This window comes from Variovorax sp. FG153 (assembly GCF_057809595.1).
This window is the reverse complement of record NZ_JBMDKG010000038.1, coordinates 39,581-56,540: the sequence shown is the minus strand read 5'-3', so window position 1 is coordinate 56,540 and position 16,960 is coordinate 39,581. Positions and strand designations below refer to the sequence as shown.

Below are 16,960 nucleotides of genomic sequence, written 5' to 3'. Positions count from 1 at the left end.
GCTCAGACCTTCAGCACGAAGGGGTCCTGGATCTCGTCGCTGGTCTCGCACCAGACGCTCTTCGTCTGCAGGAACTGCTCGACCGACTCCATGCCGTTGACGCGGCCGATGCCGCTGTCCTTGTAGCCGCCGAAGGGCGAGTTGAAGGCCATCGCCCGGTAGGTGTTGATCCACACCGTTCCGGCCTGCAGCCTGCGTGCCATCGAATGCGCGCGGCGCAGGTCGCGCGTCCACACGCCCGCGGCGAGGCCGAAGCGGTTGCCGTTGGCCAGGGCCAGCACCTCGTCGTCGTCGGAGAAGGGGAGCACCGCGAGGACCGGGCCGAACACCTCCTCCTCGAGGATCGGGTTGTCGCGGCCGAGCCGGTGCAGGATCGTCGGCTCGAAGAAGTAGCCCTGCTCCAGGCCCGGCACCGTGGCGCGGCGCCCGCCCTGCAGCACTTCGCCACCGGCGGACACGGCCTTGGCGACCAGCGACAGGTTCTTGTCGAGCTGCGCCGCCGTGGCGGCGGGCCCCATCTGGGTGTCGGCGGCGAGCGGGTCGCCCAGGCGGATCGCGCGGGCGCGCTGGACCAGCCGCTCCACCACCTGGTCGTAGATGCGCTCGTGGATGTACGCGCGCGAACCGGCGATGCAGGTCTGGCCGGCGGCGGCGAAGATGCCCGACAGCAGGCCCACCACGGCGTTGTCGACGGGCGCGTCGTCGAACACGATGTTCGGACTCTTGCCCCCGAGCTCGAGCGTGCAGCTCGCGAGCCGTGCCCCGGCGCGCGCGGCGATCGCGCGGCCCGCGCCATCGCTGCCGGTGAAGCAGATCTTGGCCACGCCCGGATGGTCGACCAGCGCTTCGCCGGCCGCGCGCGCGCCGGTCACGACGTTGAGGGTTCCCGGCGGGATGCCCGCCTCCTCGGCGAGGCGCACCAGTTCGAAGGCCGAGGCCGAGGTGACTTCGGAAGGCTTGAGCACCACCGTGTTGCCGGCCGCCAGCGCCGGCGCGCAACTCATGATGGTGAGGAAGGTCGGCGAGTTCCAGGGCACGATCACGCCGATCACGCCGAGCGGTTCCCGCAGCGTGTAGTTCAGCACGCTCTGGCGCTCGAGCGGGATCACGCGGCCCTCGATCTTGTCGGCCAGCCCGCCGAAGTAGTAGAGCCACTCGCGCACCACGGTGGCCTGCGCCTTCATCTCGGCCAGCAGCTTGCCGTTCTGGGCCGATTCCAGACGCGCGATCACCTCGCTGTGGGCGGCGATGCGCTCGCCCCAGGCCATCAGGAGACGGCCGCGCCGGGTGTTCGACAGCCGGCCCCACTCGCCGTCGAGCGCTGCTTGCGCGGCGCGCACCGCCCGGTCCACGTCGTCGGCGTCCGAGTCGGCGAAACGGCCCCAGGGAGCGCCGGTGGCGGGGTTCGTGCTCGTGAAGCTGCGTCCGGCGCGCGCGGGTTCGGCGCGGCCGGCGATGTGGTTCTGGAACTGCGGTGTCTCGGTCTGCATGAAGCTTCTTTCGGCGTGATGGTTGAAAGGGTTCGGGGGCGGCCCGCTCATTCGGGCTGGAGGCCGGCGGCCTGGATGGCCGCGCCCCAGGCGCGCTGCTGTGCCTGGACCAGCGCGGCGAGTTCGGCCGGGCTGCCGGGGCGCACCTCGAGGCCCATGGCCGCCATGCGCTGCCGCACCTCGGGCTTGCCGAGCACGCGCAGCAAGGCGGTGTTGAGCGTGGCGACGACCGCCGCCGGCGTGCCCGCGGGGGCGAGCAGCCCGCCCCAGTTGTCGAAGTCGAAGCCCGGATAGCGTTCGCCGACCGCGGGCAGCTCGGGCAGGATCGGCGAGCGCGCGTTCGCCATCACGCCGAGGGCGCGCAGCCGTCCCGATTCGACGAAGGGCCGGGCGGAGCCCCAGTCGGTGAAGAGGAAGTCGACCCGTCCCGCCGCCAGGTCGGTGAGGGCCTCGGGCGAACTCTTGTAGGCCACCTCGGTCGCGGCGAATTCCGCGACGCGGCGGAAATGCGCGCCGCCCACGCGGCCGGAGGCGTTGCCGTAGCCATAGAACGCGCTGCCCTTAGCTCGCAGCCGCGCCACCAACCCCGGCACGTCGCGATCCGGGGCGCTTGCATTCACCAGCAGCACGAAGGTGTAGTTGTTGAGTCCGCCGACGGCGGTGAAGTCCCGCACCGGGTCGTAGGGCAGGTTGCGCGTGAGAAAGGGCGCGGTCGAATGCGTGGAGGAGCTGCCCATGCCCAGCGTGTAGCCATCGGGCGTGGCCCGTGCGAGCGCGATCGTGGCGATCTGGCCCAGCGCGCCCACCTTGTTCTCGATCACCACCGGCGTGTCGAGCTCGGGCTGCAGGTACTGGCCCAGCAGCCGCGCCAGGTTGTCGCCGCCGCTGCCAGGGCCGAAGGCCACGATCACGCGGATCGGTTTCGAGGGAAAGGCCGGCTCGGCCGCGGCGAGGCCATGCCACGGACCGCAGGCGATGCACAGCGCGAACAGCAGCGCGCTTCGGCGAGAGGGTTCCAGGAAAGGCATGGGTTGCTCCGGGGCGGCGGGTGTGAGGGCGGTCTGCGCGGGTGCCGCGCGATCCGGTGGTCATGCAAAGTTGTACGAACAAATAAATCATCGTGTACGGACAACTGGAAGTCAACCACTGCTAGTGGAAATCCCTGAAGAGCGATAGCGCCAATTCACAGATTTTCATGGTTGTACGTACAATATGAGAATGAACCAAGAACACCTGAATGCTTCCTTCGCGGCCGCGTGCGCCTGGCTGTTCGTGCCGGCGGATCGCCCCGAGCGCCTCGCGAAGGCGCTTGCCAGCGGGGCCGACGCGGTGATCGTCGACCTCGAGGACGCCGTGGCCGAAGTCGCGAAGCGCGGCGCGCGCGAGCAGTTGCGCGAGGCGCTGGGCGCGCCGGGCGCGCGCGTCTGCGTGCGCATCAACGCGGCCGACACGCCGCATTTCGAGCAGGACCTGGCGCTGCTGTCGCTGCCCCGCGTGGCCGCGGCGATGCTGCCGAAGGCGTGCAGCGCGCAAGACCTCTCGCGCGTGCGCGCGGCGATGCCGCACGACGCAGCGCTGTTGCCGATCGTCGAGTCGGCGCGCGGCCTTGCCGCCGCGCGTGAACTGGCGCGGGCGCCGGGCGTGCTGCGATTGGTGTTCGGCTCCGTGGATTTCCAGCAGGACCTCGGCATCGAGGGCGATGACGAAGCCTTGCTGTTCGCGCGTTCGGAGCTCGTGCTGGCCTCGCGCCTGGCCGGCATCGGCGCCCCCGTCGATGGCGTGACCCTGTCGACGAGCGACCTGGCCCGCATCCATGCGGACGGTGTGCGCGCGCGGCGGCTGGGCTTCGGCGCCAAGCTGTGCATCCACCCGGCACAGATCGCGCCGGTGCGCGAAGCCTTTGCCCCGGATGCGGCCGCCCTGGAATGGGCGCACGGCGTGATGCAGGCGGTGGAGGCGGCCGGCGGTGGCGCGGGAGCGATCCGCTATCGCAACGAGATGGTGGATCGCCCCGTCATCGAGCGTGCGCGAAGTCTGCTGTCCAGGGCCCGCACATGAGCGGGGCGCGGCGCAGCTTCGCGCGCCTTGCTATGCCGCGGGTGGCGTGAAGCCGTAGAGCCGCTGCGCATTGGTCGCGAGGATGGCGTCGCGCCGTTGCGCGTCGGGCACGGCGCGGCCGAGCACATCGAGCAGGTCGCCCGGGTTGGGCATGCGCCCGCGGAAACTCACATGCGGCCAGTCCGATCCCCAGACGCAGCGTTGCGGTCCGGCTTCGGCCAGGGCCGCGGTGAACTCGAGGGTGTCGTCGTAGGGCGGCCCGGCTTCGGAATTGCGGAACGCGCCCGACAGCTTGACCCAGGCGCCGTCGCGCACCAGCGCGCGCAGCGTGTGTCCCTCGACGCCACGGCCCTGGCCGGCGTGCACGTAGCCCATGTGGTCGAACACGGCCGGCACGCGCAGGCGCGAGATGCCGGGCGCCAGTTCGGGCAGGCGGCGCGACTCGACCAGGAACTGCAGGTGCCAGCCGAACTCGAGGCACACCGCCTCGTATTCGGCCAGCGCCGCCACGCCCACGCCGCCGCCGGTGGTGGTGTTCAACCGCAGGCCCACCACGCCGGCCGCCGCGAGCGTCTCCCACTCGGCGTGCGCGAGGTCGTGCGGCGCGACCGCGATGCCGCGCAGGCGCCCGGGCTGCTCGCGCAAGGCCTGCAGCAGCAGCGTGTTGTCGCTGCCGTGCACGCTGACCTGGACCAGCACGCCGTACTGCATGCCGGTGGCGTCGAGCATGCGCAGATAGTCGGATGCGGGGGCGGGCCGCGGCGTGTAGCTGCGACCGGCGATGTACTCGCGGCCGATCACGTGGGCATGGGTGTCGACCGCGCCGGCCGGCAGCCGAAAGCCGCGCGGCGGGTGGGGTGCCGGATCCGGTGGCGGGTCGATGTCGTCGGGGGCGCGCGCCGCATGGCCGGGTTGTCCGGCATGCGGCGCCGGGGCGTGGGCTGCATTCATGCGTGCATCACTCCTGCTTGACCCGGCCGGAAGCCACCATCTGCGCCATGAACTCGTTCTCGGTGCGCATCAGGCGCTCGTAGTCGGCACCGCTGCCGCCTTGCACCAGCGCGCCCAGCTTGGCCATGCCGGTGGTGAAGCGGGCGTCCTGCAGCGCGGTGCCGGCGGCCTTCTGCAGTGCGGCCACCAGTGCATCGGGCGTCGCGCTGGGCGCGGCGATGCCGAGATAGGTCGTGACGTCGAAGGGCTCCTTGCCGAGCGTGGACACGGAGGGCACTTCGGGCAGGGTCTCCAGCTTCGATCCGAACACCGCCAGGGGGATCAGGTCGCCCGACTCGATGTAGGGCCTGGAGGTCGAGATCTGGTCGGCGCCGACCTCGATCTGGCCGGCCAGCATGTCCTGCAGCATCGGGCCCGAGCCCTTGTAGGGAATGCCATTGAAGCGCACCTGGGCCACGGCCTCGAGGTTCAGCATCGCCAGGTGGTTGGGCGTGCCCAGGCCGCTGTAGCCCATGGCGACGCCTGCCGGCGCAGCCTTGGCGGCCGTGACCACATCGGCCAGCGACTTGTAGCGGCTGCCCTTCTTGACCACCAGCACCAGCGGCGTCTTGCTGACCAGGCACACCGGGCGCACGCTCGCGGTGCTGTAGTTGACCTTCACCAGGTGCGGCGTGACCGAGAACACGCTGGGCGCGGAGAACAGCAGCGTGTAGCCGTCGGGGCGCGCGTTGACGACCACGTTGGCGCCGATCGCGCCGCCCCCGCCCGCGCGGTTGTCCACCACCACGGGTTGCCCCAGCGTCTTGCCGAGCGCATCGCCGAACAGGCGCGCCGTCAGGTCGGCGTTGCCGCCGGCGGCGTAGGGAACAATGAGGGTGACGGCGTGGTTGGGATAGCCCTGCGCCGAGGATTGCGCGAAGGACTGCGCGGCCTGCGCCGCGACGGCCGCGGCCGCGCCGCGCAGCAAGGTTCTGCGTTGCATGAGGATGTCTCCGGTGGTTGCTGGGGTGTGCGGTGCCGCGACGCTTCAGTCGGGCGCGAAGAAGGCGCCCGCCTTGAAGACGGTGGGCTGCGAGGCGGCGCCGTTCTTGCGCGCGTCGCCGGCGGCGTAGCCGCCCGAAGGATCGCGGCGGCTTTGCAGCGCCTCGCGCGGAATGGCGAACTTGGGGTCGAGCTCGGACGAGTCCTTCACCAGCGCCGCGCCGACCCGGAACATCACCAGGTTGCCGCCGGCCTCGTTCGCCTGGAACGAGTAGCGCGTGCCGCGCGGCACGGTCACGCCTTCGAAGGCCCTGACCTGCGTGGTGCTGCCGTCGCCGAAGTTGAAGGTCGCTTCGCCTTGCAGGATCAGGAAGACATGGTCCTCGATGTCGTGGCTGTGGAGCGCGTTCTCCCCGCCGGACGAATAGACCTTCGAGTGGGCCCACAGCATCGGCGACAGGCCGAGAAGCTCCATGGTGGCGCCGCCTTCGAGCAGCGGCAGGTTGCGCATCGAGAAGCGCAGGCGGGCTGCGTCGTCGCTGGCGGAGGCGTGGATGGCGGCCAGGTCGTTCATCGGAATCCTTTCGGGGTCATTGCTTCATGTTGTACGTACAACAGTGAATACTAACGATCATGCCCTGGGCGCGCTTTCGGGTTTTCCCGTACGGATTTCAATGAGAGAAACAATGAAATCGAATGCACGCGATTCGTTGACAGGAGGGTGAAGGTCCAAATATAGTTGTACGTACATATTAAGAAAGAGACCGAATGGACCTGCACCGCAACCTGCGCACCATCGACCCGGCCGAAGAGGCCGAGCTTCTTGCCGCCATCGATCGCTGGGTGGAGCGCTCGCTCACGCCCGAAGTCGTGCGCGAACACGATCACGCCGACACCTATCCGCATCACATCGTCGAGGAGATGAAGGCGCTCGGCCTGTTCGGCGCTACCGTCTCGACCGACTACGGCGGGCTGGGCCTGCCCGCGAGCACCTACGCGAAGATCGTGATGCGCATCTCGTCGGTGTGGATGGCGGTCACCGGCATCTTCAACTCGCACCTGATGCTGGCGCTGGCGATCGAGAAGTTCGGCACGCCGCAGCAGAAGGCCCTGTGGCTGCCGAAGCTGGCCTCCGGAGAAGTGCGCGGAGGGCTGGCGCTGACCGAGCCCGACGCCGGCACCGATCTGCAGGGCATCCGCATGACCGCGCGCCGCGAGGGCGACCACTACCTCATCAACGGCACCAAGACCTGGATCACGAACTCGGTCGAGGGCTCCTGCTTCGCGCTGCTCGTGAAGACCGATCCGCAGTCGCAGCCGCGCCATGCGGGCATGAGCCTGTTCATCGCGCCGAAGGGCGAGGGCTTCTTCAGCAGCCGCAAGCTGCCCAAGCTGGGCTACAAGTCGATCGACAGCGGCGAACTGGTGGCCGATGGGTTCCGCCTGTCGGCCGAGCATCTGATCGGGGGTGTCGAAGGCCAGGGCTTCTACCAGGCCACCGGCGGGCTCGAGCTGGGGCGCATCAACGTCGCCTCACGCGGCGTGGGCATCGCCGAGGGTGCCTTGCGCCTGGCGACCGAGTACGCGCAGGTCCGCAAGACCTTCGGCAAGCCGATCGCCGAGCACCAGGCGATCGCGCTCAAGCTCGGCGAGATGGCCACCCGCGCGCGCGCGGCGCGGCTGCTCACGCTCGATGCCGCGGCGAGCTTCGACCGGGGCGAGCGCTGCGACATGGAAGCGGGCATGGCGAAGTACTTCTCGTCCGAGGCCGCGCTGGAGAACAGCATCGAGTCGATGCGCATCCACGGCGCCTACGGCTACTCGAAGGAGTACGACATCGAGCGCCTGTACCGCGATGCGCCGCTGACCTGCATCGGCGAAGGCACGAACGAGATGCAGCGCATCATCATCGCGAAGCAGTGGGTCAAGAGGAACCCGGTTGCATGAGCCGCCGAGATTTTTCCCGGGCGACCAGCGCGGAGTCTCCACGATGAACGCGCGAACTCAGCCCGCGCGGCGCCCTTCCGACCAGCCCCTGGCCGGCGTGCGGATCCTGGCGGTCGAACAATTCGGCGCGGGTCCCTACGGCACGATGTTCCTCGCGCACCTGGGTGCCGAGGTGATCAAGATCGAGAATCCCGCAAACCGCGGGGATCCCTCGCGACAGACCGGCCCCTACATGCTCGGGCCGGACGACAGCCAGTACTTCCAGGGCTGGAACAGCAACAAGCGCAGCGTGGCGCTGGACATCAAGTCGCCCGAAGGACGCGCCGCCTTCGAAGCGCTGGTGCGCGATGCCGACGTCGTGCTCAACAACCTGCGCGGCGACCTGCCGGCGCGCCTGGGCCTGGACCACGAGACGCTGGGCCTGATCAAGCCGGCCATCGTCTGTGCCCATATCTCCGCTTACGGCCGCGACAACAGCCGCGCCGCATGGCCGGGCTACGACTACCTGATGCAGGCCGAGACCGGCCTGATGCACCTGACCGGCGAGCCCGACACGCCGCCGGCGCGCGTGGGCGCGCCCTCGATCGTCGACCACATGACGGGGATCACCGCGATGGTCGGCCTGCTGGCCGCGCTGCTGCGGGCGCGCGAGACGGGGCAGGGCTGCGATGTCGACACGAGCCTGTTCGACGTCACGCTGCACCAGCTCGGCTACGCGGCGACCTGGTTGCTCAACGAGGACCACGTGGCGCAGCGGCAGCCTCGCAGCGGCCACTATTCGCTCGCACCGGTGCAGACCTTCCCGACGGCTGACGGCTGGATCTTCGTCATGTGCATGACGCAGAAGTTCTGGGAAGCCCTGGTGGCCGCGCTCGGCCAGCCCGCGCTGGGCGAGATGCCGGAGTTCGCCGACGCCGAATCGCGCAATCGCCACCGCGGCCTGCTGACCGGAATGCTCGATACGCACTTTCGCACCCACGACACGGCCCATTGGCTGCAAAAGCTCCAGGGCGTGCTGCCGGTGGCGCCGGTGCGCAGCCTGGACGAGGCGCTGCATTCGGACTTCTTCGCCGAAAGCGGGATGCTGGCCGAGCTCGACCATCCGGCCCGGGCGCGCCTGCGGATGCTGGCCAATCCGCTGAAGTTCGATGGCCGTCGCCCCGTGCTGCGGCCCTGCGCCGCGCTGGGCGCGGACACGGAGGCGGTGCTCTCGTCCGTCGCGAAACCCGTGCAGGAGGACCTGGCATGAAGCTGGCAGGCATTCGCGTCGTCGACCTGAGCAACTTCCTGCCCGGCCCCTACCTGAGCCTGGAGATGGCGGATCACGGCGCCGAGGTGATCAAGGTCGAGCAGCCCGGCGAAGGCGACCCGGGGCGGCACATCGGCCTGGCCGACGGTCCCCACACCGTGTTCTTCCGCAACCTCAATCGCGGCAAGAAGAGCGTGGTGCTCGACCTGAAGACCGAAGCGGGGCGCGCGCGGCTGCTGCAGCTGGCCGACAGCGCGGACGTGTTCATCGAGTCCTTCCGTCCGGGCGTCGCGCAACGGCTGGGGATGGACGCCGAGACCCTGCGCGAGCGCAACCCCCGGCTCGTGTACTGCTCGATCAGCGCGTTCGGCCAGGACGGGCCCTGCGCGGCCCGGCCGGCGCACGACCTGGCCGTGGAGGCGCTCAGCGGCGCATTGAGCCTGAACCTCGGTGCCGACGGCTCGCCCGCGATTCCCGCCCTGCCGGTGGCCGACCTGCTCGCCGGGCTCCAGGGCCTGTCGGGGGTGTTGATGGCACTGCTGCGGCGCGAGCGCACGGGGCGCGGCGATCGCATCGACATCGCGATGCTCGACTGCATGGCGGCCGCGCTGCGCAACGTCACCGGCCCCACCTTCGCCGAAGGACGGCAGCCCGATCCGAAGCTGGAGCGAACCACCGGGGGCAGCGCCTTCTACCGGCTCTACGAGACACGGGACGGCCGGCACATCGCGCTGGCCGGGCAGGAGCCGAAGTTCATCCACGCGCTGCTGGGCGCGCTCGGCCGTGCGGACCTCGCACCACTGGTGCTGCGCGGGCCGGGTGCGCACCAGCAGCCGGTGATGGACTTCCTGGCCGATGCCTTCCGGCAGGCCACGCGTGCCGAGTGGGAGCAGCGCCTGGGTGCGCTCGATGTCTGCTTCGGCGCGGTGAACACCTTGCCCGAAGCCTTCGCCGATGCGCAACTGCTCGCGCGCGGCATGGTGCTGCGCGACGCCGAGGGCCGGCCCCATGTCGCCAGCCCGATCCGATTCCTGGACGAACCCGCGGTCATCGATCTCGATGCGCCCGCGCTCGACCAGCACCGCCACGAACTGTTTTCCGAGGAACCCCATCCATGACCCGCACCGCCATCGAGATCCAGCCCGGCCGCTTCCGCGAAAGCTTCGGCCGCCACTTCGAGGACTTCGAGGTGGGCCACGTGTACGAGCACCGGCCCGGCCGCACCGTGACCGAGAACGACAACATCTGGTTCACGCTGCTCACCATGAACACCCACCCGCTGCACTTCGACAACGAGTACGCGGCGAAGTCGGAGTTCGGACGCGCGCTGGTCAACAGCTGCCTCACGCTGTCGATCGTGGTGGGCATGAGCGTGAGCGACGTGAGCCAGAAGGCGATTGGCAACCTGGGCTGGAACGACATCAAGCTGACCGCGCCCGTATTCTGCGGCGACACGCTCTACGCCGAGTCCACCGTGCTGGCCACGCGCGAGTCCGCGAGCCGTCCGACGCAGGGCATCGTGACGGTGCGGACCGTGGGCCGCAAGGCCGACGGCACCGAGGTGATCAGCTTCGAGCGCAGCGTGCTGGTGCCCAAGCGCGGCCACGCGCTGGACGACTGAGGGCCCCGGCGGCGCGGGCTCGGGCCCGCGGGGGGTGATGCAGAATCGCGGCATGCCCACTCCGAAGAAGTCCGCCCCTGCCCGAGGGGCTGCCGCCACCCGCAAGAAGTCGCCCCAGGCGCAGGGTGCCGGCCAGCGCGGCCCGCAGCCCACCCGCCTGGCCGGCACGTCCGGCGAGCCGCTGTGGCGCCAGTTGGTGCAGGCGCTGCGCGAGGACATCATCAAGGGCGTCTTCCGCGTCGGCGTGCAACTGCCCACCGAGGAAGAACTGTGCGAGCGCTTCGCCGTGAGCCGCCATACGGTGCGCGTGGCCTTGCAGCAATTGCGCGCCGACGGCCTGGTGTCTTCGCGCCAGGGCTCGGGCACCACGGTCATGGCGCCGCCACCGAGCACGCCGTTCAACGTGCACCAGGTCGCCTCCATCGACGAGCTGATCGCGTACGCGGCCGAGAGCCGCTACGTGGTGGACCGTGCCGAGGTCATCGAGAGCCATCAGGTCTCGCCCGACGAGCTGCCGTTGCCGGAGAAGCGCAGCTGGCTGCGTCTACAGGGTTTCCGGCTGGCCCAGGCTACCGAGGCCGCGGACACGCCGCCGGTTTGCTGGACCGAGGTTTTCGTCGCCGCGGAGTTCGCCGGTGTCGAACGGCTCCTGCCGCGCCGCAGCGGTCCCATCTGGCAGCTCATCGAGGACATGTACGGCGAGCGGCTGGTGGACGTGGAGCAGAGCCTGCGCGTGCGCACGGTGCCGGCTCAAGTCGCCGCGGGGCTCGATGTGGACCCCGCATCGAGCGTGGTGGAGGTGCGCCGCACCTACCGCACGTCCTCGGACCAGGTGGCTGAAGTCTCGGTGAACCTCTATCCGGCGGAGAAGTTCAGGTTCAACATGAAGTTGCGCAGGGCTTGAGGATGCACGCCCACTGGCGGAACTGCGTGCCGCGCGCCGACCGGAGCGAAGCGCGCTGTGCGCGGAACCAGCCGCCTGCCCTTTTGGCGAACTTGTAAGCTGGATTTACAGTCTTCTGCTGGGTCGGCGCGGCCCTCTAAGCTTGGCCGCAGCGGCAGCTCCGTCGTCGCTCAACTCTTCAGGTTTGCATCCATCTGGGTTTCTAGCCGCGCTAGTTCCGTCTCGAGCCTCACGCGTTTGCGGCGTCGGGCCTCTTCTTGGGGACGCTGCAGGAACGCACTACGGGAGTCGTATGTTGGCGGTGCGGCAAACTGAAACGCGATACCCCTTCGCCTGCGATCTGGTCGTCGCGGCGGCTCTAAGCGGAGGGAATGGCGTGCTTTTTTGATGCGCCCTTGGCGACCGCATCGACATACACATTTCCACCGCTGGAAATGTGTATCGACATCGCGCGATCGGCACCGTCCTCGTCGCCGTCCAGGATCGCCTCCACGATCGTGCGATGCTCAGCCAGCGAGTTGCGTACTCGGTTGGGCCGGTCGAACAGCGAGCGCTGTGGGTGCCCCATGCGCAGGCGCATGAGCCGCAACTGGCGTGCGAGCACCTCGTTGAGGCTGCCGTCGTAGACGGTCTCGTGGAACCAGCGGTTGGCGCGCTCGTAGGCAACCGGGTCGTCCTGGGCCGCGGCCTCCTCGCAGGCCCGGATCGAGGCCTCGAGGTCCTTGCGCAGCGCCGCGGGCATGCGGCGCGCCGACAGGCGTGCGGCCAGGCCTTCCAGCTCGGTGAGCATCTCGAGCATCGCGACGTACTCCGTGAGCGAGAGCGTCGCGACCACGGCGCCGTGCCGCGGCACGATGTCGACCAGGCCAGCGGTCGCCAGCTGCTGCAGCGCTTCGCGCGCGGGGGTGCGCGAGACGTTGAAGCGCTCCATCAGTTCCTGCTCGTCGAGCCGGCAGCCGGCGTAGAGCTTGCCGGAAACGATCTCGTCCTCGAGGGCTTCGCGAATCTTGTCGCTGAGGTTGACGCGGGAAGTGGTGGCCATGTTGTGTCGCCCGGATGATAGTACGCGGGCCTGGTGGGTCGGTCTCGCTTCAGTGGCCGGCCGTGCTGGCGTGTTCGCGTTGCTGGAGCACCTCGCCGAAGGCCTGCAGCCGCGCGGCCGCGAAGGCCGGCCGTTGCCGCACAGCCTCCCACCATCCGTGCACGCGCGGGCTGGCTGACGCATCGAGCGCCTCGGGTGCGATCTCGGCGATGCGGGCGATGAAGGGCACGGCCGCGATGTCGGCCAGCGAATAGTGCTCGCCGATCAGCCAGGCCGAAGGTGCGAGCATGGCCTCCATTTTGTCGACGAGCAGCAGCAGCTTGCGCCGGGCCTCGGCCTTCTCCTCGTCGGAATAGGGCTGGCGCGCGATCCGGACCCAGGCCTCGCGCCGCTCGGCCGTGGGGATGCGGGCGATCTTCTGCTGCAGTTCCTCGTCGCTCCACTGCCGGGCCATCGGCTGCAGCATCAGGCTCCAGTTGAGGATCAGCAAATTGGGCAACGCCTTCTCGTCGGTCCAGCGCACGAAGTTGCGCAACTGGGCGAGCGCGTAGGGGTCGACGGGACGCAGGGGCGGCGTGGGCTGGATGTCGTCGAGGAACTCGCAGATGGTCGAGCTCTCGTGAAGAAAGCGACCGGGCGCGATCTCCAGCGCGGGCACCACGCCGTTCGGGTTCATCGCGAGAAATGCGGGCGCGTGCTGCTCCTGCTTGCCGAGATCGACGGCAACGCTGTCATAGTCGATCTGCTTCTCGGCCAGGCACAGGCGCACGCGGCGCGAGGCGCTGGACAGCCAGGCATGAAAAAGTCGCATGGTGGTCGTCCTCTCGTTCAGGGAATGAGCACGGTCGCGCCGGTGGTGGCGCGGCCCTCGAGTTCGCGGTGGGCGCGTCGCACGTCGGCCAGCGCATAGCGGTGACCGATCTCCAGCCGCACCTGGCCCTCGGTCAGGGCGCCGAAAAAGGCCCGCGCCGCATCGCGCAGTTCCTGGGGATCGGCGATGAAGCTGCGCAGGGTCGGGCGGCACACGCTCAGCGACTTCGCGTGGAGCAGCTGCAGGTCGAAGGCCTCGACGTCGCCCGAGGCGGTGCCGTAGCTGATCACGATGCCGCGCGGACGCGTGCACTGCAGCGAGGGCAGGAAGACGTCCTTGCCGACCGCGTCGTAGACCACGTCGACGCCCGCGCCACCGGTGAGCGCCAGGGTGCGTGCCGCGAAGTCTTCGCGGCGGTAGTCGATCGCATGGTGGCAGCCGTGCGAAAGCGCGACGCGCGCCTTCTCGGGCGAGCCCACGGTGCCGATCACGGTCGCGCCGAGCGCGCGCGCCCATTGCGACAGGATCACGCCCATGCCGCCGGCGGCCGCATGCACGAGCACGGTCTGGCCGGGTCGCACCACGTGCAGCCGTCGCAGCAGGTATTCGGCGGTGAGACCGCGCAGCAAGGTGGCGCCGGCCAGTTCCTGCGACACGGTGTCTGGCAGCGGCACCACGCGGTGCGCCGGGAGGTTGCGCGTCACCTGGTAGGCGCCGGCATGGACGTACGCCACCGCCTGCCCGCGCGCGAAACCGGTCGCGCCCGCGCCGATCGCCTCGACCACGCCTGCGCCCTGAGCGCCCAGCGTGATCGGGAACGGGGTCGCCGCATGCGGGCCGTGCGAGCCGCGGCGTTGGTAGATGTCGGCGAAGTTCAGCCCGATGGCGCTCTGGCGGATCTGCAGCTCGCCCGCGGCAGGCGGCGGCACCTCGACCACGGTGTCCGACAGGACCTCGGCATCGCCGTGGCGATGGATGTGAATGGCGACGCTTTGTGTCATGGACCGCGATTAGACGGCCGCGATTGCGATCAATGGATTCATACAAACACCTAGTGTATTTATTGTTTGATGTTGTGCATACTTTGTTGACCGACGCCGATCGGTCCCGATTCAAGGAGACATCCATGCAGTTGCGCAGACGAGAGTTCGGCCTCCTGGCCGCCGGTGCCTTGGCCACCCCCTATGTCGTGCGAGCCCAGCCCATCAACCTGGCCACGCTGCACGAGGCGGCGCGCAAGGAGGGCGAGCTCACCTGGTACACGGTCCCGCAGACCTCCGAGGTGGCCGAGAAGATGGGTCGAACTTTCAGCACCCGCTATCCGGGCGTGAAGGTCAACGTCGTGCGCACCACCGCCCAGGTGGCGTTCCAGCGCCTGAACCAGGACCTGAAAGCCGGCACGCCCAACTGCGACGTGTTCACTTCCACCGATCTGGCGCACTACGTCGACCTCAAGGGCCGCAACCTGCTGCTGAAGTACCTGCCGGCCGCGGTCGCGCGGCAGGACAAGCGGGTGCAGAACATGGACCCGGATGCGTACTTTCACGCTTCCAGCTGTTTCATGATGGGCCTGATCTACAACACGCAGAAGGTGCAGGCCGCAGCCGCGCCCAAGAGCTGGAACGACCTGCTCGATGCGAAGTGGAGCGGTGCCGCGCTTGTGGCGCACCCGGCCTACAGCGGCGCGGCAGGCGCCTGGTGCATCGAGATGCGCAAGCTCTTCGGAGAGGGCTGGTTCGCCAAGCTCGCGGCCGCCAAGGCGCACGTGAGCCGCTCCACCATCGATGCGGTGACCACCGTGATCTCCGGCGAGGCGTCGATCTCGGCCGGCCCGATGAGCCTGGCTGCGCGCTCGGCCTCGCGCGGCAACCCCGTGGCCACGCTGGCGCCGAAAGAGGGCCCGGTGCTGATCCTTTCGCCATCGGCGATCATGGCCAACACCCGGCGGCCGAACGCCTCGCGGCTGTTCATGGAATGGCTGCTCGGTAGCGAGGACACTGAGCGCATCTCGGTCGAGGAATTCAGCGTGCCGCTGCGCGCCAATGCCAAGCCCGCGCCCGGCGTGCTCGGCCTGAGCGACGCGAGCCCGCTGCTGGCGCCCACGCCGCCGCAGATGGTGGCGCAGATTCCCAAGGTGATCGAGCTCTGGCGGGATGCCTTCGGTGTCTAAGGCCGCCGTTCTCGCGCTGCCGGTGGCGCGCCGCACGCCGCATCGCCTGGGCGACCCGGCGATCTGGTTCTTCGCCGTGCTGATCGCGGTGCTGTTGCTGCTGGTGGCCAACCCGATCCTGCGGCTGGTGTGGGACAGCTTCCATACCGCCGAGGGCCAATGGTCGCTGCAGAGCTATGCCCAGGCACTCGGCCGCAGCCGCAACCTGCAGGCGCTGCTCAATTCGCTCTATCTCGGCGCGGCGGTCACCGCGCTGGCGTTGCTGCTGGGCGTGCCGCTGGCGCTCGCGGTCTCGCGCACCAACATGCCGGGCCGAGGCTTCACGCACCTGAGCGTGCTCGCGGCCTTCGTGATGCCCAACTTCCTCGGCGCCATCGCCTGGATCCTGCTCGCGGGCCCGAACGCGGGTTGGCTCAACCGACTGGTGGTCGAGCTCCTGGGCACCGCCAAGGGGCCGTTCAACATCTTCAGCTTCTGGGGCCTGGCCTTCGTCATCGCGCTGTACACCTACCCGCTGATCTACGTGTTCACGAAGTCGGCGCTCGACCTGGTATCGACCGAGCTCGAGGATGCGGCATCGATCCATGGCGCCGGCAAGTTCCAGACCATGGCACGGGTGACGCTGCCGCTGGTGCTGCCCTCGATCGTGGGCGCGGCGATCCTGATCTTTCTCGAGGCGATCGCGCTCTACGGAACGCCGGCGCTGATCGCGATTCCGGCGCGCATCAACCTCGCGACGACGCAGATCGTGTCGTTCTTCCAGTATCCGCTGCAGGTCGAGCGCGCCGCGGCCTTTTCGATGCCGATCCTGCTGTTGACCATCGTGCTGCTGATGCTGCAGCGCAAGCTGCTCGCGCGCCGCGGTTACGTGTCGGTGTCGGGCAAGGGCGGCGAGCGCCGGCCCTTCGACATCGGCTCGTGGAAGTGGCTGCTGCTGGGCTATTCGGTGCTGGTCGCGCTGCTCACGGTGATCCTGCCGCTGGCCATCCTGATCCTGGCGTCGCTGTCCAAGGCCTGGGGCCGCGGGCTGTCGCTGGACAACCTGACGCTGGCGAACTTCCACAGCATCTTCTTCGAGCAGCTGACCGTGCGCGCGGCCATCCTCAACACCGTGCTGTACTCCGGCGCCACCGCGCTGGTGTGCGTGGGCATGGGCATCTGCATCGCCTACGCCACGCAGCGGCGCATCACCCCTTTTCCCACCTTCGTGCAGTTCATGGCGCTGGCACCGGTGGCCGTCCCGGGGTTGATCCTGGCCATCGGCCTGTATGCGGCCTATGCCGGGCCGCCTTTCAGCCTCTACGGCATGGGCGTGCTGATCGTGATCGCCTTCACAACGCGCTTCCTGCCGATCTCGGTGGCGGCGAGTTCGGCCGGCGTGCGCGCACTCAACCCGGAGCTCGAGGAGGCGGTGCGCATCCTCGGCGGCGGACGCCTCACGGTGCTCACGCAGGTGGTGGCGCCGCTGCTCAAGAAGACGCTGGTGGGGGCCTTCATCCTGGTGTTCGTCATCTGCACGAAGGAGCTGTCGACCGCGGTCTTCCTCACCGGTCCCGAATCGCGTGTGGTGTCGGTGCTGACGCTCGACCTCAGCGAACAGGGCAACTACGAGACGCTCGCCGCGATGGGCGTGGTGCTGGTGGTGATCGTGACCATCGTCGTGGGAATCGGCATGAGGCTCGCGGGCCGCGACTTCATGCTGCGCCGCTCCTGAACCCGCATGCACACAAAAGAGA

General features: G+C 69.1%; 16 protein-coding genes. 8 read left to right on the top strand and 8 right to left on the bottom strand.

Annotated features, from left to right (window positions below; genetic code table 11):
- Nucleotides 1-2: 2 nt before the first annotated feature.
- On the bottom strand, nt 3-1,490 hold the full coding sequence (locus tag ACODT0_RS31070; protein ID WP_422098521.1) for an aldehyde dehydrogenase: 1,488 nt from the start codon (nt 1,488-1,490) through the stop codon (nt 3-5).
- Between the two features lie 47 nt (nt 1,491-1,537).
- Nucleotides 1,538-2,518, bottom strand: coding sequence for a Bug family tripartite tricarboxylate transporter substrate binding protein (locus ACODT0_RS31065; protein ID WP_489043039.1), 981 nt, complete (start codon nt 2,516-2,518; stop codon nt 1,538-1,540).
- Nucleotides 2,519-2,708: 190 nt separating this feature from the next.
- On the opposite strand from ACODT0_RS31065, the gene ACODT0_RS31060 reads away from it, so the two are divergent.
- Nucleotides 2,709-3,548 (top strand): HpcH/HpaI aldolase/citrate lyase family protein, encoded by an 840-nt coding sequence (locus tag ACODT0_RS31060; RefSeq protein WP_489043038.1) that lies wholly within the window; start codon nt 2,709-2,711, stop codon nt 3,546-3,548.
- Between the two features lie 30 nt (nt 3,549-3,578).
- Here ACODT0_RS31060 and ACODT0_RS31055 read toward each other — a convergent pair whose 3' ends face one another.
- From ACODT0_RS31055 to ACODT0_RS31045, 3 genes are read right to left on the bottom strand one after another with little or no spacing between them, the layout of a single operon-like run.
- The gene (locus tag ACODT0_RS31055; RefSeq protein ID WP_489043037.1) at nt 3,579-4,499 is read right to left on the bottom strand and encodes an amidohydrolase family protein; all 921 of its coding nucleotides are present in this window, start codon (nt 4,497-4,499) and stop codon (nt 3,579-3,581) included.
- Between the two features lie 7 nt (nt 4,500-4,506).
- Entirely contained in the window at nt 4,507-5,481 is a 975-nt protein-coding gene (locus ACODT0_RS31050) for a tripartite tricarboxylate transporter substrate binding protein (protein ID WP_489043036.1), read from the bottom strand.
- A gap of 45 nt (nt 5,482-5,526) precedes the next feature.
- A complete protein-coding gene (locus ACODT0_RS31045; protein WP_203207950.1) occupies nt 5,527-6,054 on the bottom strand; it encodes a cupin domain-containing protein in 528 nt (175 codons plus the stop codon).
- Nucleotides 6,055-6,248: 194 nt separating this feature from the next.
- Between ACODT0_RS31045 and ACODT0_RS31040 the strand changes: the two genes are divergently transcribed.
- From ACODT0_RS31040 to ACODT0_RS31020, 5 genes are read left to right on the top strand one after another with little or no spacing between them, the layout of a single operon-like run.
- Nucleotides 6,249-7,427 carry an acyl-CoA dehydrogenase family protein gene (locus tag ACODT0_RS31040; RefSeq protein ID WP_489043035.1) on the top strand — a complete coding sequence of 393 codons (1,179 nt, stop codon included), beginning with the start codon at nt 6,249-6,251 and terminating at the stop codon, nt 7,425-7,427.
- 43 nt (nt 7,428-7,470) lie between these two features.
- Complete coding sequence (locus ACODT0_RS31035; RefSeq protein WP_489043034.1) at nt 7,471-8,676, top strand: CaiB/BaiF CoA transferase family protein; 1,206 nt, start codon at nt 7,471-7,473, stop codon at nt 8,674-8,676.
- The gene (locus ACODT0_RS31030) at nt 8,673-9,794 is read left to right on the top strand and encodes a CaiB/BaiF CoA transferase family protein (RefSeq protein ID WP_489043033.1); all 1,122 of its coding nucleotides are present in this window, start codon (nt 8,673-8,675) and stop codon (nt 9,792-9,794) included. The genes ACODT0_RS31035 and ACODT0_RS31030 overlap by 4 nt, the downstream gene beginning before the upstream one ends.
- Complete coding sequence (locus ACODT0_RS31025; protein WP_203207946.1) at nt 9,791-10,297, top strand: MaoC family dehydratase; 507 nt, start codon at nt 9,791-9,793, stop codon at nt 10,295-10,297. Before ACODT0_RS31030 ends, ACODT0_RS31025 begins: the two co-directional genes overlap by 4 nt.
- A gap of 52 nt (nt 10,298-10,349) precedes the next feature.
- Nucleotides 10,350-11,201, top strand: a complete 852-nt coding sequence (locus tag ACODT0_RS31020) for a GntR family transcriptional regulator (protein WP_489043032.1) — start codon at nt 10,350-10,352, stop codon at nt 11,199-11,201.
- Nucleotides 11,202-11,559: 358 nt separating this feature from the next.
- Here the strand turns inward: ACODT0_RS31020 and ACODT0_RS31015 are convergent, their stop codons facing one another.
- The 3 genes from ACODT0_RS31015 to ACODT0_RS31005 are packed head-to-tail and all read right to left on the bottom strand — an operon-like array spanning nt 11,560 to nt 14,055.
- Nucleotides 11,560-12,243, bottom strand: coding sequence for a GntR family transcriptional regulator (locus tag ACODT0_RS31015; RefSeq protein ID WP_489043031.1), 684 nt, complete (start codon nt 12,241-12,243; stop codon nt 11,560-11,562).
- Between the two features lie 49 nt (nt 12,244-12,292).
- Nucleotides 12,293-13,054: a glutathione S-transferase family protein gene (locus ACODT0_RS31010; RefSeq protein WP_489043030.1), complete on the bottom strand. Its 762-nt coding sequence runs from the start codon at nt 13,052-13,054 to the stop codon at nt 12,293-12,295.
- Nucleotides 13,055-13,071: 17 nt separating this feature from the next.
- Nucleotides 13,072-14,055 carry a quinone oxidoreductase family protein gene (locus ACODT0_RS31005; RefSeq protein ID WP_489043029.1) on the bottom strand — a complete coding sequence of 328 codons (984 nt, stop codon included), beginning with the start codon at nt 14,053-14,055 and terminating at the stop codon, nt 13,072-13,074.
- Nucleotides 14,056-14,180: 125 nt separating this feature from the next.
- Here ACODT0_RS31005 and ACODT0_RS31000 point away from each other — a divergent pair, with 125 nt between their 5' ends.
- Together ACODT0_RS31000 and ACODT0_RS30995 are read left to right on the top strand one after the other, a co-directional pair.
- The gene (locus ACODT0_RS31000; RefSeq protein WP_489043028.1) at nt 14,181-15,224 is read left to right on the top strand and encodes an ABC transporter substrate-binding protein; all 1,044 of its coding nucleotides are present in this window, start codon (nt 14,181-14,183) and stop codon (nt 15,222-15,224) included.
- Nucleotides 15,208-16,938 carry an ABC transporter permease gene (locus ACODT0_RS30995; protein ID WP_413764953.1) on the top strand — a complete coding sequence of 577 codons (1,731 nt, stop codon included), beginning with the start codon at nt 15,208-15,210 and terminating at the stop codon, nt 16,936-16,938. Before ACODT0_RS31000 ends, ACODT0_RS30995 begins: the two co-directional genes overlap by 17 nt.
- Nucleotides 16,939-16,960: the final 22 nt, after the last annotated feature.